The sequence below is a fragment of the Lottiidibacillus patelloidae genome, assembly GCF_002262935.1.
Taxonomy (GTDB): domain Bacteria; phylum Bacillota; class Bacilli; order Bacillales; family SA5d-4; genus Lottiidibacillus; species Lottiidibacillus patelloidae.
Map to the genome: position 1 here is coordinate 17,775 of NZ_NPIA01000002.1, position 24,983 is coordinate 42,757.

Sequence of the window (24,983 nt, forward strand, 5' to 3'; positions counted from 1 at the left end):
TATAACAAAAAAAGAAAGGACACTCTAATTTAAGAGTGTCCTTTCTAACTATTACTTTTTCATTTGTGCGCTCATTGCCTTCATCATTTGATTGATCTTCTTTTGTGAAGGCTTTTGTCCCATTTGCATCATCATTACACGAAGCATATTTTCATTAATTGGTGGGTTCTTTTCTAAGTAACTCATCATGTATTTACGTGCAATAAAAAATCCTAGTGCAATACCAGCAATTAAGCTAAGTACACCAGTTAAAATAATCCAAAGCATAACTATTTCCTCCTTCATGTTGTCTACAACTTAGTGTACTAAATCGTATGTTAGATTACAACAAAATTTATCTTCTTACATATATGTTCTTTGTTTGATAGGGTTTAACCAGCCATACCGTTCGTGTTCATAGTCCATCGCAAGAAAAAATGAGGTATGTTTTCTCAAGGTTTCAAAGAACGTTGTTTCTGCTTCAAAACTACCTGATGCTTCAAGTTCGATGACATTTTCTTTGACCGTGCACTTTGCAAAGTTTTTGGGTGCATCTCCATATAAAACGTGAGCATTGCCTAACACAGAATAATCACTTTTACGTTTTAAATTTTTCATTATTAAATGGTTTACAGATATCGTATCAATTTTTCCTATAACAAAGGAGGATTGTCTTTTTGCAACTTCCGAATGTGGTGAACTAATTCTTGCCTCACTAAATAAATCAAATAATTTATGTTCTTGTCCAAAAAAGTGCTCTGCAAATTCCTCTTTAATTAAATATATATGATAGCGCCTCATCTGTATTACCCTCCTATACTACTCAGTTGCAACTAGTATATCGGAATATGACAAAAATGATTGTCTAAGGGTGGAGAAAGAAGACACTAGTTTTGTCGAATGAAAAAATCCCCCTATTATTTATAGGGGGACAATAATAAATTACCTATTTAGTAAAGATTTCACTTTAGAAACTACGTTTTCTGTTGTAAATCCAAATTCTTTAATGATCGTCTCACCAGGGGCTGAAGCTCCAAAGCGATCAATTGCAAGTACATCTCCGTCTAACCCTACATATTTATGGAAGCCGAACGATGAACCCATTTCAATTCCTAATCGTGCTTTTACCGCAGATGGCAGGACACTTTCTTTATAAGCAGTATCTTGGGCTTCAAAACGATCCCATGAAGGCATACTTACAACAGATACATCAATGTTTTCTGCTGCTAATGCTTTTTGTGCTTCAACTGCTAAACTTACTTCAGAACCAGAAGCTAATAGAAGCGCATCAGGTGTTCCTTTCGACTGAGAAATTACGTATGCACCGCGGCTAACACCTTCATAGGCATTTTCAGCTGTTCCTTCTAATGTAGGGAGGTTCTGTCTTGTTAAGACAAGTGCAGTAGGAGTATTTTTACTCTCTAATGCTAATTTCCAGGCAGCAACTGATTCATTTCCATCAGCAGGACGTATAATCGAAAGGTTTGGCATTGCTCTTAGAGCAGACAGTTGCTCAACTGGCTCATGTGTTGGGCCATCTTCCCCTACAGCTACACTATCATGTGTTAACACATAAGTTACTGGTAACCCCATTAATGCTGCTAAACGAATTGCAGGGCGTAAGTAATCAGAGAAAACAAAGAATGTTCCACCAAATACATTTAGTCCACCATGTAGTGCCATACCGTTTAGTGCTGCACCCATTGCAAATTCTCTTACTCCAAACCAAATGTTTCGGCCAGCAAAATCATTGCGACTAAAGTCACCAGCATCTTTCATTAATGTTTTGTTTGAACCTGCAAGGTCTGCAGATCCACCAAAGAATGAAGGAACTGTTTTTGCGATTGCATTAATTGTTTCTCCAGATGATGAGCGACTAGCAATCGATTTCCCAACTTCATATTTAGGAAGGTCTTTATCCCAACCTTCAGGTAACTCACCGTTAATTGCCGTTTGTAATTGCTCAGCTAACTGTGGGTGAGCTTCTTTATATTTAGAAAATAAACTATTCCACTCATCTTCAGCATTTTGTCCAACTGTTTTTACTGTTTCTTCAAAATGACGATAAACTTCATCTGGAACATGGAAGTCTTGATCAAATGACCATTCGTAATGCCCTTTCGTTAAGGCAACTTCATCACTACCTAGTGGCGAACCGTGTGATGCTGACTTTCCACTTTTATTTGGTGAACCATACCCTATTGTTGTTTTAACCTCGATTAGTGTTGGCTTTGTTAACTCAGCTCGTGCTGCTTCTAATGCATTTGTTAATTCTTCAATGTTATTTCCATCTTCCACACGAATAACTTGCCAATCATAGGCTTTAAAACGTTGTTCTACGTTTTCTGACATCGATAAATGGAGATCTCCGTCTAACGAAATATCGTTTGAATCATAAAGCACTATAAGACGACCTAGTTGTAGGTGTCCGGCAAGTGAAGCAGCTTCATGCGAGATTCCTTCCATTAAATCTCCGTCACCGCAGATGCTATATGTATAATGATTAACTACGTCAAAACCATCTTTATTATAAGTTGCTGCTAAATGTCTTTCTGCCATCGCCATTCCGACAGCCATTGAGATACCTTGTCCTAATGGACCAGTAGTTGCTTCTACGCCTGGTGTATGACCGAACTCAGGATGTCCTGGCGTTTTACTATCCCATTGACGGAATTGTTTAATATCATCCATTGATAAGTCGTAACCTGATAAATGTAATAAGCTGTATAAGAGCATAGAACCGTGTCCTGCAGATAATACAAAACGATCGCGGTTAAACCATTGTGGATTTTCTGGGTTGTGCTTCATATATTTTGTCCAAAGTGTATAAGCCATTGGTGCTGCACCCATTGGCATACCTGGGTGACCAGAATTTGCTTTTTCAATCGCATCAATAGATAATGTTCGAATTGAATTAATAGCTAATTGTTCAATTGACATTGAATAAACATCCTTTCACTTGCATTAAATTTAAAGGTAAACCTTCCGTGTACATCATATACTTTACATTGTTGATATACAAGCGAAAAACCTTCATACATATTGTATACCCTTTTGCATCATTCATTCCAATTTATGCAACTTAATTAGGAATTACATTTTCAAAATAAAAAAGGCTTCGGAAATCCGAAACCTTTTATGTGATAATGTCAAATACAACACTTAGGCTGCTTCATCTTTCAGTAATTTCGCAATAATATTTTGCGCTATCCAAACGCCACAAGCACTAGCTTGGGCTAGACCTCTCGTAATTCCTGCACCATCTCCACCTACATACAACCCTGAAATTTCCGTTTCAAATTCACTTGTAAGTTTCGGTCTAGCTGAATAAAACTTAGCTTCCACTCCGTAAAATAGCGTATGTTCAGAAGCCAATCCAGGAGAAACTTTATCTAATGCTTCTGTCATTTCAATTAAACTTTTCATCGTATTGTATGGAAGAACAAGCCCTAAATCGCCTGGAACTGCTTCATTAAGTGTCGGCTCTAAAAATCCTTCTTTAATTCTTTTTTCTGTCGATCTTCTTCCTTTTAAAATATCACCATACTTTTGAACAATAACTCCACCACTCGATAAACTATTGGCTAATCGAGACACTTCATGAGCAAACTCGTTCGGTTTATCAAACGGCTCTGAGAAACGATGTGACACTAAAAGGGCAAAGTTCGTATTTCCACTACCTAAATTAGGGTCTTTATACGCATGACCATTCGCAAGCATTATTCCAGAATGGTTTTCAACGACTACATGACCTGAAGGATTACTACAAAATGTTCTTACTTGCGTTCCAACAGATGTATTAAAAATAAATTTGCCTTCATATAAATGTTTGTTTATTTCTTCCATCACAATATTTGATGTTTCTACACGAACACCAATATCAACTTGATTATTAATCATAGAAATTCTTCGCTTTTTTAATAGTGACGCTAACCAAGTAGAACCATCACGTCCAGGAACAATGACAACTTTCTTAGCTGTTAATTCTTCACCATTCTTTAGTACAACACCATTTATCTTGTGTTGCCCATCTATTTTTTCTGTCATTAAATCTTCAACTTCTGTTTTAAAGCGCATTTCAATTTTCTCTTTTAAGTACGTATTGATATCTTTTAAGATCTCAAGATTTTGTTCCGTTCCGAGGTGGCGAACTTGCGCACGCAATAATTTCAGTCCTGCTGCATATCCTCTTCTTTCAATATCACGAACTTCTTCTGTCAAAGGATCTGTAATTGTTTCCGTTGCACCGTGATTTAAGTTTATTTGGTCAACATATTTAATTAAGTCAACAACTTGAGATGACGGTAAATAATCTGTCATCCAACCTCCGAACTCACTTGTAATGTTAAACTTACCATCAGAATAAGCTCCTGCTCCCCCAAATCCATTCGTTATCGAACATGCTGGAAGACATCCTGAAAAGTCTTTCTTTCCAGCTGGCGGTGGACATTTTTGTATTTTTTTCTCTAAAATAGGACAATGTCTTCTATGAATATCATGTCCTTTATCTATTAACAAAATGTTGGCATTTGGCATTTTTAAAGATAATTCATAACAAGTAAAGATTCCCGCTGGGCCTGCTCCAACAACAATTACATCATAGTTCGTTTCCATTCGTACCCCTCCAATAGTTGTACAACTCTTTAAATCTCACATTACAACTATAGCAAAGGAAGACATATCCAGTCAACGAATAATTCGAACGATTTTTAATTAAACTTATTTATTGTTCGTGTTTTAGTTTGTTTTATATATAAGAAACAGAAAAAGGCCAATTTCGGCCTTTTTTTAATTAATCTAAAGATGGAAATTCAGCAATAATAATATCTTTTTCAGGGTCGTAATCTAATGTCATATCCACGACGAACCAATGGTCATTCGGTCTAACAAAAAATACTATTCCATCATAATTTTGAATATAGTCTTCCTCTTCAGGGTTATCTTTTGCTATACCTAAAGAGAACCCACTATCACTAGCTCCTAAATAGCGGACAAACAATCGGATTGAATCTCCTTTTTTTAATCCCATCTCTTCTCTATATAACTCAATAGCTCTTTTAGAAATGGTAAAAGCCAAGCCTTGCACCCCTCTTCTATTTTTTGTTATATAACAGAATACGCAAATAGGATTTGTGTTGTGCAAAAGAAAAAGCCTAATAAACAGCAAATACTGTTTAATAGACTTTTATTCCAATTGAACATGTCCTATGTTCATTAATGAGTGTTTCTAATATTTTTAATTTTTTGAGGTGTTACATCATTACCTTCTTCTTCTTCTACCTTTATAGATTTCAGGTGGTTTTTAAATGATCCACGAAAAGTTTCTAGATATTCTTGGCGCAGATTTTTTTGTTCCTTTTGTTCTTTTAATGTAAGTCCTTCATTTTTTGCTTTATTTGAAAGCTCATTAATTCGAGCAATTTTATCTTTAGAAAGCATAGGATCTACTCCTTTTCAATAGCATAAACACATAATAGCGAAATTTTATTGCTATGACAAGGGGTTCGCTTGGAGATCTCTATCATTAATGTATTGTTGGTATCTCCGATGAACGGTTGCCTTTGAGACATCGTAACCAAATCCTCTTAGTGCCGCTGCTATTTCTGCAAATGTTAACCCTCGTTCACGGAGGCTAACAATTTCATTTATTGGTAATTCTTTTTTCTCTCTTCCTGCATTCGTCCCCTGATTTTTCAAATTGTCATGGGGGTTAAAACCATCCTCTATCGCTTTTTTCACACCACGCCTAATTTTCATATTGTGGAGTTTACGCTGATACTCTTCTACAATACTTACTATTTCCAAAACCATTGAATCAGCTTCGGAAAGCATAAGACCGTCATTACTCGTAACAGTATATATTGAAACTTTATATTTATTTAAAACGTGGAGAATTGCAATTTTTGCATTACCTCTTCCAAGTCTAGTTTCATCTTGTATAAGTAATGTATCCGCTTGTTCTTCTTTAAACAGTTGTAAACATTCGTAAATTCCATCTCGATCTACTTCATAACCACTAGCACGTTCGGAAATAACTTTTACAACTTCAAAGTTATAGTTTTCAGCAAGTTTTCTCAGTTCAAGTTCTTGTCTATGTATTGATGTAGTTTGTTCCTCTTTGTTAGTACTAACTCTACAATAGATAATCGCTTTCATATTTGTTTAATTTCTCTCCGCTTTAACAAAATAAACAGAAGAAGTATCGTAATTTATGCTCTCATTTGAAGAGATTGAATTGTTAGGTGTAACCTTTTCACTATTTGTTACTGTTTCAGAACGATCGACGCTTGAAAACATAATTAATAATACTGTAACTATTAGTAAAATTGGATAAGAGTATGCTGGTTTTTCATATTCATTTTCTTTTACTGTGTTTTCCATATATATTCACCTCGTACAGAATGTATGTTCGCTCTTTAAATATATATTAATACGAACAACTGTTCTTGTCAACAAGAAAAACGAACTTATGTTTGTATTTTAAAAATACGCATGCTATAATTTAGAAAATTACAGAATTTCCGAGGTGGAATATGACGAAACTCTCAAAGCGACAACAAGAAATACTAGAGTACATAAAAGATGAAGTAAGCAAACGTGGATATCCGCCAAGTGTACGAGAAATAGGTGAAGCTGTAGGACTTGCTTCAAGTTCAACAGTCCATGGACACCTTTCACGTCTGGAGAAAAAGGGATATATTCGTAGAGACCCAACAAAACCTCGTGCAATTGAGATTTTAGGGGAAGAAGATCAATTTTCAGCAAGACAGGAAGCTGCTGGGACAGTAAGTGTTCCTATCATAGGTAAAGTAACTGCTGGGCAACCAATCACCGCAATTGAAAATGTCGATGAGTATTTCCCCTTACCAGATTCACTAGTTGGGAATGATAAAGTTTTCATTCTCGTTGTTCAAGGTGATAGTATGATAGATGCTGGTATATTTGATGGGGATAAAGTAATCGTTCGCAGTCAAAGTACAGCTTTGAACGGAGAAATTGTTGTTGCGATGACCGAGGAAGACGAGGCTACTGTTAAACGCTTTTACAAAGAAAAAGATCACTTCCGCTTACAACCGGAAAATGAGGCGCTTGAGCCTATTCTATTAAAGCATGTAACCATTTTAGGAAAAGTTATTGGAGTATTTAGAACTGTCCATTAAACTAGCCTAGCCTTGATCCAGCGCTTGGGTCAAGGTATTTTTTGTTCTAATAAATAAGAAAATCCACCACTTATATAAGTGGTGGATTAATTTTTTAGTAAGTTGTAAGATATTGCTCTCTCTCCCAAGGGTGAACTTGTGTACGGAACATATCCCACTCAATTTCTTTTGCTTCAATAAAGTGTTCAACAGCGTGATCACCTAACGCTTTAGTTATTACTTCGTCTTCTAGGAAACGATCTAAAGCATCTTTTAAAGTCGCTGGTAAGTCAAGGATTCCTGCATCCATACGCTCTTTCTTATTCATAACATAGATGTTACGATCAACTGGCGCTGGAGGAGTCATTTTATTTTTAATACCATCAAGTCCAGCTGCTAAAAGTGCCGCCATTGCTAAGTATGGGTTAGCAGAAGGGTCTACACTTCTAACCTCAACACGAGTACTCATACCACGTGCTGCAGGAATACGGATTAGTGGACTACGGTTTTGCATTGACCATGCAACATAGCAAGGTGCTTCGTATCCTGGTACTAAACGCTTATAAGAGTTAACTGTTGGATTTGCAATAGCTGTAAACCCTCTAGCATGTTTAATGATTCCGGCAATAAAGTTCATTGCTGTTTCACTTAAACCATCTTTTGATTTTTCATCGTAAAATGCATTTTCGCCATCTTTAAATAGAGACATGTTAGCATGCATTCCTGATCCATTTACACCGAATAATGGTTTTGGCATGAACGTTGCATGTAATCCATGTTGACGAGCAATCGTTTTAACTACTAATTTAAACGTTTGAATATCATCACAAGCTTTTACAACATCTGCATATTTGAAGTCAATTTCATGTTGCCCTGGAGCAACTTCATGGTGAGAAGCTTCAATTTCAAAGCCCATATCTTCAAGCTCAAGTACGATATCACGGCGGCAATTTTCCCCTAAATCTGTTGGAGCAAGGTCAAAATATCCACCTTTATCATTTAACTCTAACGTAGGTTCACCTTTTTCATCATTTTTAAATAAGAAAAACTCTGGCTCTGGTCCAATGTTAAAGCTGTTAAATCCTAAATCATTCGCTTCTTTTAACATTTTCTTTAAGATTGCACGAGGGTCACCAGCAAATGGAGTTCCATCTGGCATGTAAACATCACAGATTAAACGAGCAACTTTACCTTTTTCTGATGTCCAAGGGAATACTACCCAAGTATCTAAATCTGGATATAATAACATATCTGACTCTTCAATTCTTACGAAACCTTCGATAGATGATCCGTCAAATGTCATTTTATTGTCTAATGCTTTTTCAATTTGCGATACAGGAACTTCCACATTTTTAATTGTTCCTAATAAATCTGTAAATTGAAGGCGAATAAAACGAACGTTATCCTCTTTTACACTTTTTAAAATATCTTCTCTTGAATACTTTGACACTGTAATCTCTCCTTTAAATTTTCTTATATTTAATTACACTTAAACAACATGTTTAATGGAAGAACCTTGATAACTCCCCTTGTATTAAAGAAGTCTTTCCAAAGCGTCCTGCTTGTGGAAGCTGCTTCTTCAATATATCGTGGAGATCTTTTTCACTAGGAGTCTTATCAGAAAGCTTTTGCTGCACTAATTGTGCCTCAGTTTCCTTCATATTAAACACCTTAGTAATTCCTGCCATGTTTAGCCCTTGATCAAGGAGCTCTTTTATTTCTAACAACTTGTCGACATCATTGAAAGAAAATAGGCGACGGTTCCCATCAGTTCTAGCTGGTTGAATTAAGTTATGCTCTTCATAATAACGAATTTGCCGGGCTGTCAATTCTGTTAACTGCATTACAATCCCCATGGGGAATAACGGCATATCACGACGTGTACTACTCATTAACATAACCTCCTTTACATATTTCCATTCTATGCCATGTTATAAAAAATGTCAAACAAATGTTAGCTTTTCTAACATGAATTTTAAAAATAGGTATTTTTTCATATTTTTAATTGTGTTTAACCATGAGAAATGCTAAATATGAACGAATATATCTTACTAATATAAAAATGACCTGTTAATATTTAACAGGCCACACATACTTATAACGTCAGTCCAGTTACTTTATACCATTTAGCTTTGTAATAATAATACCCCAAATAATGGTATCCTTCAAAATAATACGTTTCAGTTGCATCTAATATAATATCTTTTGCAATTGACCATGTATCGCCATTCTCGTTCGTTAGTTTTGCTTCTATATAAATAGAATCCGCAGTATCTAAATCATCTACCCAATATTGAAAATGGACACTACTTTCTTCTCCATAAAATGTAAAAAAATTATTATATATATATCGTTGTTGTATCCACTCACCTGTATTAATATCATTATAATCTTCAAAATAGTAGATTTTATTCCACACATAGTTATTATCTACTACATAGTGTGATGCTCCTGTTTCTTGTGCAAACGCTGCAAGTTCACTCAAATCAAATTGCCACTCTTTGGAGAATCCAGTATCCGCTTCAACTTTCACTTGTAATGATCCTCTAGTTAAATCAAATGCATCTCCTCCATCAAAACTAGATGCATTATCATAAAATTTTATATAAAAAAACTCTTGGATATAGTCAGAATGATCATGAGCTACATAATCCATTTCTATATAGGAGTACATAGCTTTAAAAAAGATTGGCTCAGTACTTGATAACACTTCTATTGTTTTAGTATTAATATTGTTTGTAGTATCATAATCAGCAATATTTACAGCTAAATCTTCATTATACAAATCAGATGCAGTTACTGTTAAATCATACATACCGGGATCACCAAATGTTAAAGGAATTGTTACATTTACACCCTCACCTTTAGGGACTTGAACTATCGTTGAATAAAGAAGATTCTCACCATGCATAACTGAAACTAATGTTGAACCACCTATATCACCATTAATCTCCGATACTTGGAAACTAATATTAAACGTTTCACCAGCTTTTATTCCTTCAGGTACTTCAATTTCCCCAACTTCAACGTCGGGACGTAATAACACTGTTGTAGAACCTTTTAATACTTTTTTAACTCCTGTTTGGTCATCATCAATATGAATCTTTGCATGCAATTCTTCATAAGCAAATAAGTCTGTCAATGACGCTACTTCATAAAGCCCATTCGAAAGCGCAATACCTTTTACATTATGAGTAATTGTTTCCCCATTTACGATATACTTCAGTTGCACTTTTTTTAGTTCATTTGGTAACTCATAACCTTCTAATTCATTTGATACTTTAATATAAACATCTGTTCCAACTTCTCCTGCCAGTGCAATCACCTGCATTGAAAAAGGATCTAGATTTCCGTTTCCACTACCCTTCCCATTCCCATTTGCAGTACTTGTTGTACTAGCAATAAACGAAAAAGCTAATGCTAGCACAATCAATGCAGAAATTAATTTCTTTCTCATCATATCGATCTTCCTCCTGTATAAACAGAAATTAGTAAGAGCATAGCAGTTAAAGCTAAGAGCAAAATATAGGTCAATTACAAGAGAGAAAAGCTTTTATCATGAACTTTAAACTAATACACAACTTACCATTCATATATTATTAACACTCCTTGTAATTAGTACAGAATTTAAAAATTTTCTTTGCTACATTTTAATAAAAACTACTTACAATTTTAGGGAATTATTTCAAAATACATTTTCTTCGTTATAAAAAAACACGAGTGAAAGGTTAAATTACCTCTCACTCGCTATATTAGCTTTTTATCCAAAACCGTCTTACAACATTTCCATTAGGTTCGACGATTTCATTTTTGAATTTTCCACCATTGTTAATGATCGTCCGTTCTGATGCAATGTTTTCTTTATCACAACATACTAGAACTTCTTCTATAGAAAGTTCTTTCGTTTTTTGCAATGCTAAGTTTAATAATCTCGTTGCATAACCTTTTCTACGTTGAGAAGGACAAACACCATAGCCGATGTGGCCTCCGGCAATCCGCAACCTTTCATTTAGTCGGTGGCGAATGTTCACTGCTGCAACAACCTTCTTTTCTTCATTAATTAACCAATAGGTAGAGTGAGGAACATAATTTTCAGGTAAGTTATCTTCAACTTCAGATTCGGATAACCATAGTAGCATATCCTCAAAGTTCGTAGGATTTCTTTCAACAACCCACGGTACAATATCTTCTCCACTTTCAATCCATTCGTTATAAAAAGCTAAATAACTATCTTTATATTCTATAGAAGGTTTTACTAATTTCACTTCACTCTTCAGAGCAAGTCCCTCCTTTATAATGTTATTAATTCTTTTTTCACAAGATGCTGCAGTGCAGTAACAATAGCGATTTTCACATGTTCATAAGTTAATCCACCTTGCACAAATGCTAAATAAGGAGGACGAATTGGACCATCTGCAGTAAGCTCTAAGCTCGCGCCTTGGATAAATGTCCCCGCAGCCATGATAACGTCATCTTCATAACCAGGCATGTAGTTTGGGTAAGGTGTTACGTGTGAATTTATCGGAGATGCAAATTGTATAGCTTGGCAAAATGCAATCATTTTATCTTTATCTTCAAAACGCACTGCTTGAATTAAATCTGTTCGTTTTGCATCCCAATTAGGTGTTGTTTGCAACCCAACTTCTTCTAAAAGCGCAGAACTAAATACGGCACCTTTTAAAGCTTGGCCAACGACATGGGGTGCTAAAAATAATCCTTGATACATTTCTAGTAAACTATATAATGATGCTCCTGCTTCACTACCAATACCTGGCGCTGTGAGGCGATAAGCACACAACTCAACTAAATCCTTTTTACCAACGATATAGCCACCAATTTTTGCAAGTCCCCCGCCAGGGTTTTTAATAAGGGAACCTGCCATTAAATCTGCTCCAACTTCTATTGGCTCTTTCTTTTCTACGAATTCTCCATAACAATTATCAACAAAAACAATCACATCGCTTTTTATTTGTTTTACAAAGCTGATCATCTCTTCGATTTGGTCAATCGTAAACGACGGTCGGTCTGCATAACCTTTCGAACGTTGGATTGCAATCATTTTTGTCTTTTCATTTATGGAATCTTTTACTGAATCAAAATCCACACGCCCATTTTCTAGTAAGTCAATATGGCGATATGAGATTCCAAAATCTTTTAATGAACCATTATTTTCTCCACGTATCCCAACAATCTCATCAAGTGTATCGTAAGGTTTTCCTGTAATATAAATTAATTCATCCCCTGGCCTTAATACACCAAACAACGAAATAGTAATGGCATGCGTTCCTGAAATGATTTGGGGCCGCACTAGGCCTGCTTCTGCTTTGAATACATCAGCATACACTCTTTCAAGCGTGTCACGTCCTGAATCGTCGTATCCATATCCTGTTGAAGGATTAAAGTGAAAGTCACTTACTTGGTTTTTTTGAAAACTTTTTAAAACGTTATATTGGTTTTGTTCCACAATATTATCTATCTCATTTTTAATTGGAGCAATTTTTTCCTCTGTTAGTTTCACAATTTCGTGAAGTCGTTTTCCTTGTTGACTATTTTCAAACATAACTTTTCCCCTTTATTCCGTTTCCTTACGATATTGTTTTAGCTGATCATGCATCGCTGTATTTGGATTAATATACCCTTTACAATGATACACTTCCTCATCATCCAAATAATCAACCTTTTGTAAAATTGCTTCTTGCTTTAATTGAGATAACAATTTTCCTTGATCGCTTGGAAGGAAGACTTCAAACGATGACATTTGTTCTGTCAACAGCATTTCTATTTTTTCCAACAACGCCTTTAAATCGGCTTCATTAAATGCACTCATCGTTATTACAGGTGTTTTTGCAATCGGTGTAAAATCATCTGTAAACAAATCTTTTTTATTATAGGCTGTTAATATCGGGATTTGCTTTGCATCCAAGTCTTCTAATAATTTATAAACAGTGCTTTCATGGTTCATATAATCTAGATTAGAACCATCAACAACATGCAAAATTAAATCTGCTTCCTTTACTTCTTCAAGCGTTGATCTGAACGCAGCAACAAGTGATGTAGGCAAATCTTGAATAAAGCCAACTGTATCTGTCATCAACACGTTTAATCCACTAGGTAAACTAAGCTTCCTTGTCGTCGGATCAAGCGTAGCAAATAATTGATCCATTTCATACGTATCGCTTTCCGTTACTCTATTAAAGATTGTTGACTTACCAGCATTTGTATAACCGACAACAGATACGTGAAAAACTTGGTTAAGTTTCCTTCTTTGGCGATAACGCTCTCTGTGATTAACAATCGTTTGTAATTGCCCATCAATTTCATTAATTCGTTTACGAATATGTCTTCTGTCTGATTCAAGCTTTGTTTCCCCAGGACCTCTTGTTCCGATACCTCCGCCAAGTCTTGATAAAGCAGTACCTTGACCTAGTAGGCGTGGCAACATATATTTAAGCTGCGCTAACTCTACTTGTAGCTTTCCTTCTTTAGATCTTGCACGTTGAGCAAAAATATCTAATATAAGCTGCGTGCGATCAATAATTCTTGCATCAATTGCTGAAGATAAGTTCCTCATTTGACTAGGAGATAGTTCATCATTAAAAATGACTAAATCAACTTCAAGCTCCTCAACTAAAGCAACAATTTCCTCGACTTTTCCTTTACCAATATATGTAGCAGAATCCACTCGATCTCTCTTTTGTGTTGTCATCATAACAACTTCTGCTTGCGCTGTTTCTGTTAGGGCTTTTAATTCTTCCATTGAATATGTAAATCGTTCAACGTCATCACGATTTCTCTGACAACCGACTAATAATGCACGTTCTACTTCTTGTTTTAAATTACTCAAAGTGATTCCACCTTTATCACAACTTTTATTCCCTCATCATACCATGAACTTTAAACTGGTAAAAAGACATGTATGTTCATTTTCATAAAAATACGTTAGAATAGAATAGACATTCTTCGACAATACAAGAAAAAGCAGGTGAAGCACTATGCTTTATTATAAAACTTATGAAGAACATTCCAATGCTGATTGGGTTGTATTTATACACGGAGCTGGAGGAAGTTCATCAATTTGGTATAAACAACTTAAAGCTTTTAAAAAACATTTTAACCTCTTACTTATTGATTTAAGAGGTCATGGACAATCCAAAAACGTAGGTAATGGCAATGAAAAATATACGTATCAGTTAATTGGCAGCGATATTATTGAAGTGTTAGACCACTTATCAATAAAAAAAGCTCATTTTCTCGGAATATCTCTTGGATCAATAATTATCAATTCTATTTGTATTCACGCTCCTGAGCGAATTTTATCGATGACACAAGGTGGAGCAATTCCTTCATTTAACAAAAAAGGAAAATTACTAATTTTATTAGGTAATTTAACTAAGTATTTCCTTCCTTATATGTTCTTATATCGATTATTTGCTTTTGTATTAATGCCAAAAAATAATCACAAAAGATCAAGGAAAGTATTTACTAGCCTTGCAAAGAAAGTCGGTAAAAAAGAGTTCATTCGCTGGTTTAGAACGACATCAGAGGTTGAAACGCTTCATGAGCAAGCGCTAAAGCAAAAAGTTGCGATACCGAAACTTTATATTATGGGACGAGAAGACCATATGTTTTTAGCTCCAGTACTGAAATCTGTCGCTACTGAAAAGCATGCTTCAATTGAAATTATTGAACAAAGTGGGCATGTTTGTAATATTGAGAAAGCGAAAAAATTCAACGAAATTGCTATTAAGTTTATAGAAAGCCACAGTGTTAGCGAAAAAAAAATGGCAAGTAACATGTAGCCAATAACCTTGTGACTATGATAAGAACATATAAAAAGCAGTGGATCTCTCTGATGAGATTCCACTGCTTTTATTTTTGACCTTTATTTTCTTCGTAATCTTTGATTATTAGTAAGATTTTATTTAGCGTTCTCCAATTACGAACCGTTGCGGGTACTTCAAGTAATTTCAAATTGTTATGTAATTTGGAATTTCGAATGCTTTCATAGAATAAAAGATAGACATCTCTCCCATCTATTACACATCGTTCCTTTTCATTTGTATATACCAAAAACTTAGTCGCATTAGACTCCTTAGGGCTTTCGGGCAGCATAGCTACATGCAGACATTCCCCTTTTGCGGATGTTGTTGCTTCTGTAATCTCCTGCTCAGAAAATGGAGCTTTACTAACAAGTTGGTGTAATTGGTCAGCAGTTCGAATTACAACTGTGCTGGTTATCTCAAAGTCGTCTTTGATCTTTGTTTGAATTCTTTCTTGCAGTGCCACTTCAGAATCCTTTGACTCAAATATTACGTTCCCACTTTGTATGTATGTCTTTATGTTTTGTAGACCTAAAGTTTGAAGCGAGTTTTTTAATTCTGCCATTTTTATTTTATTGTGTCCACCTACATTAATACCTCTTAAAAAAGCTATGTAAACAGGCATTCAAATACGCCCCTTTTCTACTTCTTCATTTCATATGCAAATAATTTGTCATCTTTCTTTATAAAGATTATTTGATTTACACCATACTCTTGAGCTTTAGCATTCCATTTATACTCAAGTTTAAGGTAACCTATTATACTTCCCGTAACAGTATCAGTAGTAATATATATCGGAATAGCTCCAACTAGCATGCCATTTTTTACATAATAATCCGTAAAAACATATGCAATATTAAATGGTTCACGAGGATTTATTTTATTATATTCAGTAATATTAATAGAATAGCTTTTATCTTCAATGTGAATGGTAACTATATTATTGCTTTTCTCTAGTTTTACTTTTGTTTGAATATTTTTTTGTGTTTTATGAAATGATTCTATTTTAACTTCTTGAAATCCTTGTTTCTCGTTAAAATTTAAAACATGTAAGTCGTTATCCGGAAAATTAGGTATACCCGCACTATTTAATACAATAACAATATCATCAAGCTGGTCACCACTTACATCCTCTACAATCAATTTAGGCTCGTATTTTCCATGGTACCAATCTGGGAAATGATATAAAGTACCATCTAAATCTCCAATTTGGATAACAAAGTTTTCATAATCCATCCATGTTTTCTTATCTGCCATCAAGTAAACATTTCGTTGAGCAGTTTCAGACGGTGCACTAGCTACAACGACACGCTCAATCGCATGAACCTGATCTAGATTCATAAAAAGAAGAATTGTAAAAGTCAGCATACACTTTTTTCTCATACAGCGCTCACTCCCTTCATACTAGGTTTCCTATTTAACCATAATTTATGAAGAGGAAATAATAATTTCTAGTTAAAGATAATAAGTTAAAAAAGGACCATGAACTTAAGATATATTTATTCAGAAAGTTTATTGAGCTATTATCTTTGGAGAAATGATATAAAAAATAAAACTAATGAAATAACACATACAAGTAGCACCAAATAAAGCAAAAACACCTGGAGAAAGAACAAAATATATACTGAATGGCAAGGACCATAGGAACGCTAATAACATCAGCGATGGTTTAGGAGAAAAAGAAGCAGCGATTGCTAAAAGAGCAGGGAGAAACAACATAAAAAACGTCGTTAATACAGGTTCAATCTCATTTGGATTTGAGTAAGGATTATAAAAATTTAGACTTAACCATAGAAAAATACTAAAAATACCACCGGTTATCCCCAAGAACTTTGATATTTTTCTAATTTCAATCAGCCTCCTATTATTATCTAAACCCACATAGTAAAATAACACTGTCTCATATTTCAATTATATTAGTACTTTTCATTTTTTATTTTAAAAAACATGTACTTTAAGTAGAAGAATTCTAGTGCTTTTATTTTGTTCTATTTAATAAGATGTTTAAAACTCATTAACAAAACGCTCATATTCTTCAATACTTGTAGATTTAAAAATAACATTATCCAATTCATACACAAGTACTGTATATTTCTTATTTTCCATCCCATGTCTTTTTAGTATTTTTTGAATTTCCTTAAAAGAAAGATCATGAACAACTATACGATAGTCATTATTGGGATTTTCATTTTTCAACCTTTTTATTTGATTAGATGTAATATTAGTCCATTTCTCTTCTACCTTGGCTAATTCTCCTTCATTAGCAATTAAGACAAAACTATATGAACCTTTCGTATCAGTAAAAAATCCCTCCTCAAAACTTGAAACTGAGTCACTACATCCTGTTATAAGAAAAAATGCACCTAATAAAATTAGTACAACGCTTAGCTTAATTTTCATGTCAAATCTCCCTTCGCCTTTCTTAAACTAATATAACGGATGCTATATGTAAGAAAGGTGCGAAGTAGCCCATAATATCCATTGGGAAGGTTTAAAGATTACTAACGTAATATTTTCTCCATAACTTTTCCCTTTACTAACTCATCCATGAGCTTATCCAAATAGCGAATTTCCTGCATTGTTGAATCTTCAATCTATTACACCATCCCTTACAATGTTCGCTAATAACTTAATATAATTTACATATATCAAATCAATTATTTTGCTCTCTTTCTTTCAAAAAAATTTTTTATCTTTTAAACAAAAAGAGCACTTCTGCTTGAGAAAGTGCCTGAAAAAAACTTTTTCAAAATCTAATTTTCGACGCCTAAACTAAATTGCCCGCTTGCAGTACAACAGTAATCTTTCATCATCAGCTTCATTTTATAGCTATTTAATTGCAGATAAATGCTCTTCTAATTTGTCCCAAGTTTCTGTCATGCCTTTTTCAATTCCCATTCCAATCACTGTATTTAAAGCTTCACCAGAAGGATAAACTGCACGATTTATTAACTTTGTCTTTCCATCATGTTCTTCAAAAGATATTGTAATTTGCGTTGAAGGCATCCCATTAATACCTACATTACCTTCAGCATCTGAAAAATGATCAATATAACTAATTTTCTCATCTTGAATAATCTCTTGGTAAACTCCCTTACCCCAAGATTCAAATCCAAAAAAATCTTTTTGGTTTTCATCAATACACTTCATGCAATAATGCCAAGTGCCATCTTCTTGAAAATTCAAATTACATACGGTTAACGTCCAACCACGCGGCCCCCACCATTTTTTCAGATTATCTTCTTCTGAAAACGCTTTGAATAAAAGTTCTTTAGGTGCATCAAATTCACGTTCTAAAATAAGCACGTTTCCTTCTACCTTCGAAATCATTTGATTCGCCATTTTAAATCCCCCTTAGATACCATTTTCTTGATTTATGTAAATTCCTCTAGTTTGATAATCTCATTACACTATTTGTTTCGACGTGATATTTAAATTTCCTTTTTCTTGTATTTCCTTTTTTTCTGTTGAACAATGTCTAAAGATTACTTTCAACTAAAAAGAGCGTTTCTCATTGCCGAATAAGAATACATATTAATCTAGTTAATTCCTACTTACTATTATTAATACGATTATATTTCTCAAAAAATGGATAAGGTAGAAGAATAAGTATCCCTTTAAAGGAGTTTGGAACAATGCCTGAACTAATTAAGGACTCATTACTCGTAATTGGTCGAATTGTTACCATATTACCATTATTGTTGTTTGTAACTATCTATATGGGAAAGCGTTCTATTGCACAGCTACCTGTTTTTGACTTGCTTATCATCCTCACCCTTGGTTCCGTAGTTGGTGCAGATATAGCAGATCCGGAAATAAAACATATACCTACAGTAGTGGCAATTATTGCAATTGGTTTACTTCAACGATTTGTTGCAAAGTTAAAGATTTCAAGAAGAAATATTGGTAGGTTAATCACTTTTGAACCAACTGTTGTCATTCAAGATGGAAAAATATTAAATGGAAACTTAAAAAAAATTAGATATTCCATCGATAATGTTCTGCAAATGTTACGGGAAAAAAATATATTTGATGTAAGCGAAATAGAAACGGCAATTATTGAATCATCAGGTAATATTAGTGTACTGAAAAAATCAGAAAAGCGGGAAACGACTCTAGAGGATATCGGAAAATATCAAAGTTCTTCTATGATTGCATTACCTGTGATAATTGAAGGGGAAGTATTCACAAAAGTATTAAAGGAATATAACGTTACAGAATTATGGCTAAAGCAACAGTTAGCAACCCAAGGAATTCATAAACTTAATGACGTCTTTTTCGCATCTATTAATAAAAATCTCCAATTGCATGTTTCCTTAAAAGAGGAAAAAAACATAAAAATTCCTACTTTATATCACTAAAAAGAGCATCGTTTCTTACGATGCTCTTCCTTGTCTCAGGCTTTATCTGCTTTGAATACCCCCCTGATAAAATTAGAAATATACCAAACACAAATTAATCCCCCTAAACTACCACTTCAATTTACTTTATTGAAATATATATAAAATAACTTTACCACCTTTATAATCATCAATATGAAGAATATTGATGGATTTAGGAAAAGGAACTAGTTTCATAAATTGTTCTTCAACATTTGTGTCATTTATTGAACAAGCAACAGTTATCATAATAAAATAACCATGTTACTAATAATTTCGGTCGCACATAATCCCCCCCCTCACTTCAATTCCAAAAAAGCTATCGTAACTTATTAAATATCCTTATTAAAGAAAGCTAAACACGATAATATACTCTTTGTATTTTTAGCTTTCGAAGAATTAACTACAAGTGAGCTTCCGGCTTGTTCATTATTATTTAAGTGGGTTTCTCAAAAAGTTTTTCATCAATTCGTTTGAAATATTAAGTGCTTCTGTATAGTTTTTAGCAGGTGCAGTAATCATATTTCCATCCTTTGCATGCCAAGACCCTTTTAAAATAGTTACTTTTGTAAAATCATCATTTGCGAAGATACTACCATAATAATATGTATATGGTTCCCCATCGCTAAATCCAGCATATACAATTATGCCCTGACCGTTTTCATTGAATTTAATAGTAATATTTCTTTCTCCTATTGGAACTGGTAACTCTTCGCCTTGAATCTCTAAAGTTCCTTCAAAAGTTTTCTTTGCAAACAGGCCCCGCTTAACTTCTCCATCAATAGAAATGGTTACTTCCTGTAGAGCTTCTTCATTACCTAATTGATATGATATTCCTTGTAACGTTTTAGTATGTTGTTTAGGGAAGGTAAACCAAATTGAATAAATCACTAGCATTGATAAGATTGCTATACTAACTACTTTGATTTTGTTATTCATTCTTTTCACCTCCACTCTCATTACTACAAATAACTTTGATTATTCAACTCACATGATTCGTTTGTTCAAGATGATCTCTTTCACTATTTATTCAATAAAAAAAACACTACTCCTTCTTGAAGTAGTGCACACGTTTATTTAAGGGTAACACTTCACAAAGTTACACCGAATTAACATATATACATCAAAACTCTTCATCTTATGTTTTCATACATATTATTTATCTGTTTGTTATTGCTTCTTTTTCAAATACTCCGTACGTATTTTTTCAAGTTGCTGCTTTTTATCAAATTTACTAGACGTCTTTTTTTCATGAAACTTTGTCACAGCTACCTGACTTTTGGTATCCAATTGATAAATATTTTCCTTTATTTAATTTTAACATATATCCTAAATTATCTGACAAAAATAAATGGTCTATGGCAGGGTTGCAGTTACAAAAACACAAGAATAATAATTACATTTATGACATTCCTGTTTTATCAACATCAGAAGTTCTTTTTGCTCCCCAAATCCTAGAAATTACATATTATATAGTAACAACTGTAAGAAAGGAGCTCTGAGCTTTCTATGAAATACATTAGTGATAAAATAAATACGATGCCTGAAAGCTTGTTTTTTCTTGCATATGATTTAGATAAATTAATAGCAGTAGCTATTTTCATAATAGATCGGAAAGTATGATAAGCATCTTTAGGCTGTATTAAATTTGAATTTTCGCCAAACCTATACGTAAAGGAGTGGTGAAAATGTCGAACAAAAAGCAAAGAAACAATAAAAATGACAAAGAACAATTAGCTAGTGTCGCAAAAAATAATGCGCAAAATGCAAAACAATCTTATGTAGAAAAGGCTCAACCACAGCCAAAAGATTTCGAAGAAATTGAGTATTAAAAAAAGGTGGGACTTCCCACCTTTTTTTACTTTACTATTATTTCAAGCAAGCCGCTCCAACGATAATTAACAAGATAAATAATACGACGATTAAAGCGAAGCCTCTTCCAGCTCCATGTCCGCCGCACCCGTAACCACCGTAGCCATAGCCACCATAGCTTCCGTAATGCATAAAAGCACCTCCTTCATTGAAGGATAACTTACATTAATAACATATGTGTTGTTATATGAGGTGTATAGACAGATGTCCTAATTAAAAAAGAAATTTTTAGGGAATACGTCCATAAGAAAAACACACCGAAGTGTGCCTTGTTCTAGAATTATGAATTACGCCAATAATGTTTATCATTAACTTCTTTTCTTTTAGCGCGTAATGAAAGTTTGTCTTTTAGTTTATCAGCTTTGTGCTTTTCATATTTTACTTTCTGCAATTGCTTGAACGATTGTTTATATTGTGCAAACTCTGCATCAGAAAGGTCTTCATTTCCATAACGAACCTTTTGATATAGCCTCATTACAATTGCTTTATGTTCGTCAGCTCCTTCAAGATGTCCGAACCACTCCTCTATTGTTTTCGATGGAGTTCTTGCCATTACAGTTTGCATGAGCTTTTTTTCAAAGTTAAAAAATAGTCTTCTCGTTTTGTTGACTGGCGGTTTGCTATTATTAGATCTAAAAAGTGGCTTTTGATCTTTTTCATTAACGAATTCTTCCCGTGTAAAAAATCCTGACAATGTGGCTGGAAGCATGCCGTTTTTGCCTTTATATATGACATATAAAATAAATGTTAGTAAAGCGGCACCTATCAATACATATAAGATATATTGAGGATCAAAGTTTGAAATAACAGGGTCTACATCAGTACTAGGTAAGTCAACATTGTCGTCTTGCATAGAATCAGGCGGTACATTAGATTCATCCTTCTCTTCTTCTATTTTTTCTTCGTCTTTCAATGGAATAAGGCTGTATAACCACATTAATATCGGATATAAAACCGAGAAGAATAACCACCCACCAAAGATTAAAATTTTATGAATGATGTAACGAAATGCAGGTAAAAAAGCAACAGCAAGTATAGATGTACCTATCAAAGTTAGTAATATCGTTAATTGCCATGAAGACGCTTTTTTATTAGCATGCACTTGTAAATGTTGAATCATTTTCTTTACTACTATTAATAAAAATTGCACAAAAATAAATAATACAAACCAATCCGAGTATAAATAACTAGCAAAAATAAAGTACTGGCCTAGTGCAACAATTGTCGTTAATACTAGCAGAGGGCCATCTTTATCATCGTCTAAGCTCTGCAATGATGAAAATAAGCGAAAGCTAATTACTAAGGCTAAAGCTGCTCCAATGGGGAAAGGATATCCTACTATCAATGCAACTAATATAAGACCTATTAAAGATACTGCACTAAACACATAAGGCATATATTCATGGTCCCATTTATGAAGCACAAAATAAATGATCGTACCTGACAGTGCTACTAAAAAAAATGGAAATACTTCTGGTAGAGCATTTTTTTCTGCCAAAGTATAAAAAGCTAGCAGCTGATAAATGAAAAGGAACTCCATAGTAAAATGAACGAATGCATATTTTTTCATTTACTTATGCTCCTTTCATTTATAATCGGCATTACACTTTTCTGCACTGCACCATTTCTTATTTGATACAATGCAGTTCCTTTTTTCTTCCACTTATCATAAATACTAATCTCTTTATCTGATACTTCCCCAATTAAAAAGACTATCGGCATTACTAGTGACTTACGATCTAATTGCGTCAATAAAAAACGCATCGGAATCGGTGCCTGCTTCGTTGAAACGTACGCAAGAAATTCAAGCGCTTTTGCAAGGTGCTCTTTCCCTTCACCTTTTTCTATACTAAGGAATGGGTTGTCACCATATGTACCAAAATTAATTGATAAAGAGAAAGGTATGTTTAGGTGAGTAGCAACTTGAGCCATATAGGCTAACTGACTAATAGCACCTTCAATATCTTCCATAATATTAATAGAATATCTTGACTTATATTCCGTCACATTTAACATGATTGTCCATGATAAATCAGTCGTTTTTTCGAACACTTTCGTTTGAAGTTCATTTGTTTTCGCAGAAGCTTTCCAATTTATGCGATTAAAAGGATCTTGCTCCGAATATTGCCTCGTTCCAACTTGCATTGTCAAATCTTCATAAAGCGATGACCGATATGGATTCACACCTTGGTGGGTAGAACGAATTGTTTCTAAACCTTTTACATTCTCAAGTGTCGGATAGACGATAATTTCTGTGAAAAATGGATCTTTAAATTCATAAACGACAGAACCGATTCCGAATAAACTTTGCACCCGTAGCGTTATATTTTTTATCCTTGCTACGCATCTTTCTTTTGCAATGACATCAAAGTTTATCTTCTGTTTTGTTCGCTTTGATAAATGAATTGGCATTTTATAAACTGCATAATCTTTTTGTTTATCGAACGTATGTAAAGATGTACCTACATTACTCGCGAGTTCAAACTCTAACTGACCATTCATAATTGGTAAAATACCTTTTTGGCTAAAAGTTAATGTAATAGAGGACGTGTCATTTGGATAGAGTCTCACTTTTTGCTTTTCATTTTCCAACTCTAAAAAATCAGCTACGTGCTTTAAATAAAATTTACTTGCAAAGTAATAGATTATAAATAACAGGATAACAAATCCGAATTGAAAGGCATTATTTATTAGAAAAAATAAACCGAGAAAAATCGAGAGTATCGATAGTAAATCTAAAAAGCCTGTTTGCTCAGAAACTAATCTCCATTTCATTTACGCTCGGTCTCCAATTTCAACTGGTACTTCTACAGTTTCTAACAGTTCTTTAATTACACCATGTTTTGTAAATTTCATTTCACCTTCAATTGATAAAACAATTCGGTGTGTTAAAACATATGGTGCGACAAATTTAATATCTTCAGGTATGACAAAACTTCTACCTTCCATTAGTGCTTTTGCTTGTGCGGCTTTCATTAATGCAAGCGTACCACGTGGGCTCACACCTAACTGAATTTCGTCAGACTTTCTCGTTTTATCAACGATCGCTAATAAGTAATCTTCAATAACTTCTGAAAGAGTAACTTCTTTCACCTGTTCTTGTAGAGATAAAATATCTTCTTTCGAAAAAATCGATAAAAGTTGTTTAAAAGGTTCTTCTTTTCGATACTTTTGCATCATTTCTTTTTCTTGTTCCAAATTCGGATAACCTAAGTCAAGTTGCATAAAAAAGCGGTCCATTTGCGCTTCTGGCAAAGGAAACGTACCTTGTTGTGCTTCTATAGGATTTTGTGTAGCGACTACGATAAATGGATTAGGTAATGGAAGCGTTTCCCCATCAATCGTTACTTGGCGCTCTTCCATTACTTCCAGTAAACTTGCTTGTGTTCTCGGAGTTGCACGATTAATTTCATCTGCAAGTAAAATATTTGTCATAACAGGTCCTGGTCTTAGCTGAAACTCTTGTTTTTGTGGGTGGAAAAATTGAATTCCCGAAACATCACTAGGTAGAACATCGGGTGTAAATTGTACACGTTTAAAATCTCCATCGATTGTTTTCGCTAAGCTGCGTGCAAGCATCGTTTTCCCTGTTCCAGGTACACTTTCTAATAAAACATGTCCGCGATTAATTAAAGCATTCATCAATAATTCTACGATATCTTCTTTTCCATAAATAACTTTACCAATCTCATTTTTCATCATTTCTACTGCTTGTCTAATTTCCAAGTCGCCAACTCCTATATAAGTTTATAAATTATACAATATATGGATTTTTAAAAACTTCAATTAATAAG

Annotated in this window: 28 protein-coding genes and 1 pseudogene; 4 read left to right on the forward strand and 25 right to left on the reverse strand. The window is 34.0% G+C overall.

Annotated elements, in window-relative coordinates:
- Positions 1-51: 51 nt before the first annotated feature.
- The 8 genes from CIB95_RS04005 to CIB95_RS04040 all read right to left on the reverse strand — a co-directional run bounded on the left by CIB95_RS04005 (position 52) and on the right by CIB95_RS04040 (position 6,360).
- Positions 52-267: a YneF family protein gene (locus CIB95_RS04005; RefSeq protein WP_142296464.1), complete on the reverse strand. Its 216-nt coding sequence runs from the start codon at positions 265-267 to the stop codon at positions 52-54.
- Positions 268-342: 75 nt separating this feature from the next.
- Positions 343-780 carry a sporulation inhibitor of replication protein SirA gene (gene sirA / locus CIB95_RS04010; protein ID WP_094922237.1) on the reverse strand — a complete coding sequence of 146 codons (438 nt, stop codon included), beginning with the start codon at positions 778-780 and terminating at the stop codon, positions 343-345.
- Positions 781-921: 141 nt separating this feature from the next.
- Positions 922-2,919 (reverse strand): transketolase, encoded by a 1,998-nt coding sequence (tkt, locus tag CIB95_RS04015; RefSeq protein WP_094922240.1) that lies wholly within the window; start codon positions 2,917-2,919, stop codon positions 922-924.
- Between the two features lie 222 nt (positions 2,920-3,141).
- A complete protein-coding gene (locus tag CIB95_RS04020; RefSeq protein ID WP_094922242.1) occupies positions 3,142-4,593 on the reverse strand; it encodes an NAD(P)/FAD-dependent oxidoreductase in 1,452 nt (483 codons plus the stop codon).
- 178 nt (positions 4,594-4,771) lie between these two features.
- Positions 4,772-5,056 (reverse strand): HesB/YadR/YfhF family protein, encoded by a 285-nt coding sequence (locus CIB95_RS04025; RefSeq protein WP_094922245.1) that lies wholly within the window; start codon positions 5,054-5,056, stop codon positions 4,772-4,774.
- Between the two features lie 137 nt (positions 5,057-5,193).
- Positions 5,194-5,418, reverse strand: coding sequence for a DUF896 domain-containing protein (locus CIB95_RS04030; protein WP_094922248.1), 225 nt, complete (start codon positions 5,416-5,418; stop codon positions 5,194-5,196).
- A gap of 51 nt (positions 5,419-5,469) precedes the next feature.
- A complete protein-coding gene (locus CIB95_RS04035; protein WP_094922251.1) occupies positions 5,470-6,135 on the reverse strand; it encodes a YneB family resolvase-like protein in 666 nt (221 codons plus the stop codon).
- A gap of 6 nt (positions 6,136-6,141) precedes the next feature.
- Positions 6,142-6,360 carry a hypothetical protein gene (locus CIB95_RS04040; protein WP_094922254.1) on the reverse strand — a complete coding sequence of 73 codons (219 nt, stop codon included), beginning with the start codon at positions 6,358-6,360 and terminating at the stop codon, positions 6,142-6,144.
- A gap of 152 nt (positions 6,361-6,512) precedes the next feature.
- Between CIB95_RS04040 and lexA the strand changes: the two genes are divergently transcribed.
- Entirely contained in the window at positions 6,513-7,139 is a 627-nt protein-coding gene (gene lexA, locus CIB95_RS04045; RefSeq protein ID WP_094922257.1) for a transcriptional repressor LexA, read from the forward strand.
- Positions 7,140-7,233: 94 nt separating this feature from the next.
- Here the strand turns inward: lexA and glnA are convergent, their stop codons facing one another.
- The 6 genes from glnA to hflX all read right to left on the reverse strand — a co-directional run bounded on the left by glnA (position 7,234) and on the right by hflX (position 13,962).
- The gene (glnA, locus tag CIB95_RS04050) at positions 7,234-8,568 is read right to left on the reverse strand and encodes a type I glutamate--ammonia ligase (protein WP_094922260.1); all 1,335 of its coding nucleotides are present in this window, start codon (positions 8,566-8,568) and stop codon (positions 7,234-7,236) included.
- 52 nt (positions 8,569-8,620) lie between these two features.
- Positions 8,621-9,010, reverse strand: a complete 390-nt coding sequence (locus tag CIB95_RS04055; RefSeq protein WP_094922263.1) for a MerR family transcriptional regulator — start codon at positions 9,008-9,010, stop codon at positions 8,621-8,623.
- 203 nt (positions 9,011-9,213) lie between these two features.
- Positions 9,214-10,578: a hypothetical protein gene (locus CIB95_RS04060; protein ID WP_094922266.1), complete on the reverse strand. Its 1,365-nt coding sequence runs from the start codon at positions 10,576-10,578 to the stop codon at positions 9,214-9,216.
- 292 nt (positions 10,579-10,870) lie between these two features.
- The gene (locus CIB95_RS04065) at positions 10,871-11,395 is read right to left on the reverse strand and encodes a GNAT family N-acetyltransferase (RefSeq protein WP_094922269.1); all 525 of its coding nucleotides are present in this window, start codon (positions 11,393-11,395) and stop codon (positions 10,871-10,873) included.
- A gap of 14 nt (positions 11,396-11,409) precedes the next feature.
- Entirely contained in the window at positions 11,410-12,678 is a 1,269-nt protein-coding gene (locus CIB95_RS04070; protein ID WP_094922271.1) for a methionine gamma-lyase family protein, read from the reverse strand.
- 12 nt (positions 12,679-12,690) lie between these two features.
- The gene (gene hflX, locus CIB95_RS04075) at positions 12,691-13,962 is read right to left on the reverse strand and encodes a GTPase HflX (RefSeq protein ID WP_094922274.1); all 1,272 of its coding nucleotides are present in this window, start codon (positions 13,960-13,962) and stop codon (positions 12,691-12,693) included.
- 148 nt (positions 13,963-14,110) lie between these two features.
- On the opposite strand from hflX, the gene CIB95_RS04080 reads away from it, so the two are divergent.
- Positions 14,111-14,917 (forward strand): alpha/beta fold hydrolase, encoded by an 807-nt coding sequence (locus CIB95_RS04080; protein ID WP_094922277.1) that lies wholly within the window; start codon positions 14,111-14,113, stop codon positions 14,915-14,917.
- 70 nt (positions 14,918-14,987) lie between these two features.
- Here CIB95_RS04080 and CIB95_RS04085 read toward each other — a convergent pair whose 3' ends face one another.
- The 5 genes and pseudogenes from CIB95_RS04085 to CIB95_RS04110 all read right to left on the reverse strand — a co-directional run bounded on the left by CIB95_RS04085 (position 14,988) and on the right by CIB95_RS04110 (position 18,280).
- The gene (locus CIB95_RS04085) at positions 14,988-15,563 is read right to left on the reverse strand and encodes a DUF1697 domain-containing protein (protein ID WP_094922279.1); all 576 of its coding nucleotides are present in this window, start codon (positions 15,561-15,563) and stop codon (positions 14,988-14,990) included.
- Positions 15,564-15,580: 17 nt separating this feature from the next.
- A complete protein-coding gene (locus tag CIB95_RS04090) occupies positions 15,581-16,321 on the reverse strand; it encodes a hypothetical protein (RefSeq protein WP_094922282.1) in 741 nt (246 codons plus the stop codon).
- Positions 16,322-16,942: 621 nt separating this feature from the next.
- On the reverse strand, positions 16,943-17,338 hold the full coding sequence (locus CIB95_RS04100) for a hypothetical protein (protein WP_094922287.1): 396 nt from the start codon (positions 17,336-17,338) through the stop codon (positions 16,943-16,945).
- A gap of 101 nt (positions 17,339-17,439) precedes the next feature.
- Positions 17,440-17,532 (reverse strand): annotated as a pseudogene (locus CIB95_RS04105) (DUF2200 family protein); the annotation flags it as partial.
- Positions 17,533-17,767: 235 nt separating this feature from the next.
- Positions 17,768-18,280, reverse strand: a complete 513-nt coding sequence (locus CIB95_RS04110; protein ID WP_094922290.1) for an SRPBCC domain-containing protein — start codon at positions 18,278-18,280, stop codon at positions 17,768-17,770.
- 293 nt (positions 18,281-18,573) lie between these two features.
- Between CIB95_RS04110 and CIB95_RS04115 the strand changes: the two genes are divergently transcribed.
- Complete coding sequence (locus tag CIB95_RS04115; protein ID WP_094922292.1) at positions 18,574-19,299, forward strand: DUF421 domain-containing protein; 726 nt, start codon at positions 18,574-18,576, stop codon at positions 19,297-19,299.
- A gap of 126 nt (positions 19,300-19,425) precedes the next feature.
- Here the strand turns inward: CIB95_RS04115 and CIB95_RS16160 are convergent, their stop codons facing one another.
- A complete protein-coding gene (locus CIB95_RS16160; RefSeq protein WP_158217558.1) occupies positions 19,426-19,566 on the reverse strand; it encodes a hypothetical protein in 141 nt (46 codons plus the stop codon).
- Between the two features lie 183 nt (positions 19,567-19,749).
- Positions 19,750-20,256: a hypothetical protein gene (locus CIB95_RS04120; RefSeq protein ID WP_094922295.1), complete on the reverse strand. Its 507-nt coding sequence runs from the start codon at positions 20,254-20,256 to the stop codon at positions 19,750-19,752.
- A gap of 749 nt (positions 20,257-21,005) precedes the next feature.
- On the opposite strand from CIB95_RS04120, the gene CIB95_RS16165 reads away from it, so the two are divergent.
- Positions 21,006-21,149 (forward strand): hypothetical protein, encoded by a 144-nt coding sequence (locus tag CIB95_RS16165; protein ID WP_158217559.1) that lies wholly within the window; start codon positions 21,006-21,008, stop codon positions 21,147-21,149.
- A 37-nt stretch (positions 21,150-21,186) separates the two neighbouring features.
- On the opposite strand, the gene CIB95_RS04130 is transcribed toward CIB95_RS16165, so the two are convergent.
- The 4 genes from CIB95_RS04130 to CIB95_RS04145 all read right to left on the reverse strand — a co-directional run bounded on the left by CIB95_RS04130 (position 21,187) and on the right by CIB95_RS04145 (position 24,915).
- Entirely contained in the window at positions 21,187-21,321 is a 135-nt protein-coding gene (locus CIB95_RS04130) for a YjcZ family sporulation protein (RefSeq protein WP_094922301.1), read from the reverse strand.
- A 148-nt stretch (positions 21,322-21,469) separates the two neighbouring features.
- A complete protein-coding gene (locus tag CIB95_RS04135) occupies positions 21,470-22,759 on the reverse strand; it encodes a hypothetical protein (protein WP_094922304.1) in 1,290 nt (429 codons plus the stop codon).
- Complete coding sequence (locus tag CIB95_RS04140; protein WP_094922307.1) at positions 22,756-23,964, reverse strand: DUF58 domain-containing protein; 1,209 nt, start codon at positions 23,962-23,964, stop codon at positions 22,756-22,758. Before CIB95_RS04140 ends, CIB95_RS04135 begins: the two co-directional genes overlap by 4 nt.
- Entirely contained in the window at positions 23,965-24,915 is a 951-nt protein-coding gene (locus CIB95_RS04145) for an AAA family ATPase (RefSeq protein WP_408607187.1), read from the reverse strand.
- Positions 24,916-24,983 lie beyond the last annotated feature (68 nt).

Excerpts from the sequence above, each read along its gene's own strand:
- CIB95_RS16160 (WP_158217558.1), bottom strand. The coding sequence starts at position 19,566 with ATGATAACTGTTGCTTGTTCAATAAATGACACAAATGTTGAAGAACAA.
- CIB95_RS04035 (WP_094922251.1), bottom strand. The coding sequence starts at position 6,135 with ATGAAAGCGATTATCTATTGTAGAGTTAGTACTAACAAAGAGGAACAA.
- CIB95_RS04020 (WP_094922242.1), bottom strand. The coding sequence starts at position 4,593 with ATGGAAACGAACTATGATGTAATTGTTGTTGGAGCAGGCCCAGCGGGA.
- CIB95_RS04110 (WP_094922290.1), bottom strand. The coding sequence starts at position 18,280 with ATGGCGAATCAAATGATTTCGAAGGTAGAAGGAAACGTGCTTATTTTA.
- CIB95_RS04100 (WP_094922287.1), bottom strand. The coding sequence starts at position 17,338 with ATGAAAATTAAGCTAAGCGTTGTACTAATTTTATTAGGTGCATTTTTT.
- CIB95_RS04030 (WP_094922248.1), bottom strand. The coding sequence starts at position 5,418 with ATGCTTTCTAAAGATAAAATTGCTCGAATTAATGAGCTTTCAAATAAA.
- tkt (WP_094922240.1), bottom strand. The coding sequence starts at position 2,919 with ATGTCAATTGAACAATTAGCTATTAATTCAATTCGAACATTATCTATT.
- CIB95_RS04005 (WP_142296464.1), bottom strand. The coding sequence starts at position 267 with ATGCTTTGGATTATTTTAACTGGTGTACTTAGCTTAATTGCTGGTATT.
- CIB95_RS04140 (WP_094922307.1), bottom strand. The coding sequence starts at position 23,964 with ATGAAATGGAGATTAGTTTCTGAGCAAACAGGCTTTTTAGATTTACTA.
- CIB95_RS04090 (WP_094922282.1), bottom strand. The coding sequence starts at position 16,321 with ATGAGAAAAAAGTGTATGCTGACTTTTACAATTCTTCTTTTTATGAAT.
- lexA (WP_094922257.1), top strand. The coding sequence starts at position 6,513 with ATGACGAAACTCTCAAAGCGACAACAAGAAATACTAGAGTACATAAAA.
- CIB95_RS04085 (WP_094922279.1), bottom strand. The coding sequence starts at position 15,563 with ATGCCTGTTTACATAGCTTTTTTAAGAGGTATTAATGTAGGTGGACAC.
- CIB95_RS04115 (WP_094922292.1), top strand. The coding sequence starts at position 18,574 with ATGCCTGAACTAATTAAGGACTCATTACTCGTAATTGGTCGAATTGTT.
- CIB95_RS04130 (WP_094922301.1), bottom strand. The coding sequence starts at position 21,321 with ATGCATTACGGAAGCTATGGTGGCTATGGCTACGGTGGTTACGGGTGC.
- CIB95_RS04135 (WP_094922304.1), bottom strand. The coding sequence starts at position 22,759 with ATGAAAAAATATGCATTCGTTCATTTTACTATGGAGTTCCTTTTCATT.
- CIB95_RS04080 (WP_094922277.1), top strand. The coding sequence starts at position 14,111 with ATGCTTTATTATAAAACTTATGAAGAACATTCCAATGCTGATTGGGTT.
- CIB95_RS04055 (WP_094922263.1), bottom strand. The coding sequence starts at position 9,010 with ATGAGTAGTACACGTCGTGATATGCCGTTATTCCCCATGGGGATTGTA.
- CIB95_RS04070 (WP_094922271.1), bottom strand. The coding sequence starts at position 12,678 with ATGTTTGAAAATAGTCAACAAGGAAAACGACTTCACGAAATTGTGAAA.
- CIB95_RS04120 (WP_094922295.1), bottom strand. The coding sequence starts at position 20,256 with ATGAATAACAAAATCAAAGTAGTTAGTATAGCAATCTTATCAATGCTA.
- CIB95_RS16165 (WP_158217559.1), top strand. The coding sequence starts at position 21,006 with ATGTCGAACAAAAAGCAAAGAAACAATAAAAATGACAAAGAACAATTA.
- CIB95_RS04040 (WP_094922254.1), bottom strand. The coding sequence starts at position 6,360 with ATGGAAAACACAGTAAAAGAAAATGAATATGAAAAACCAGCATACTCT.
- sirA (WP_094922237.1), bottom strand. The coding sequence starts at position 780 with ATGAGGCGCTATCATATATATTTAATTAAAGAGGAATTTGCAGAGCAC.
- CIB95_RS04060 (WP_094922266.1), bottom strand. The coding sequence starts at position 10,578 with ATGATGAGAAAGAAATTAATTTCTGCATTGATTGTGCTAGCATTAGCT.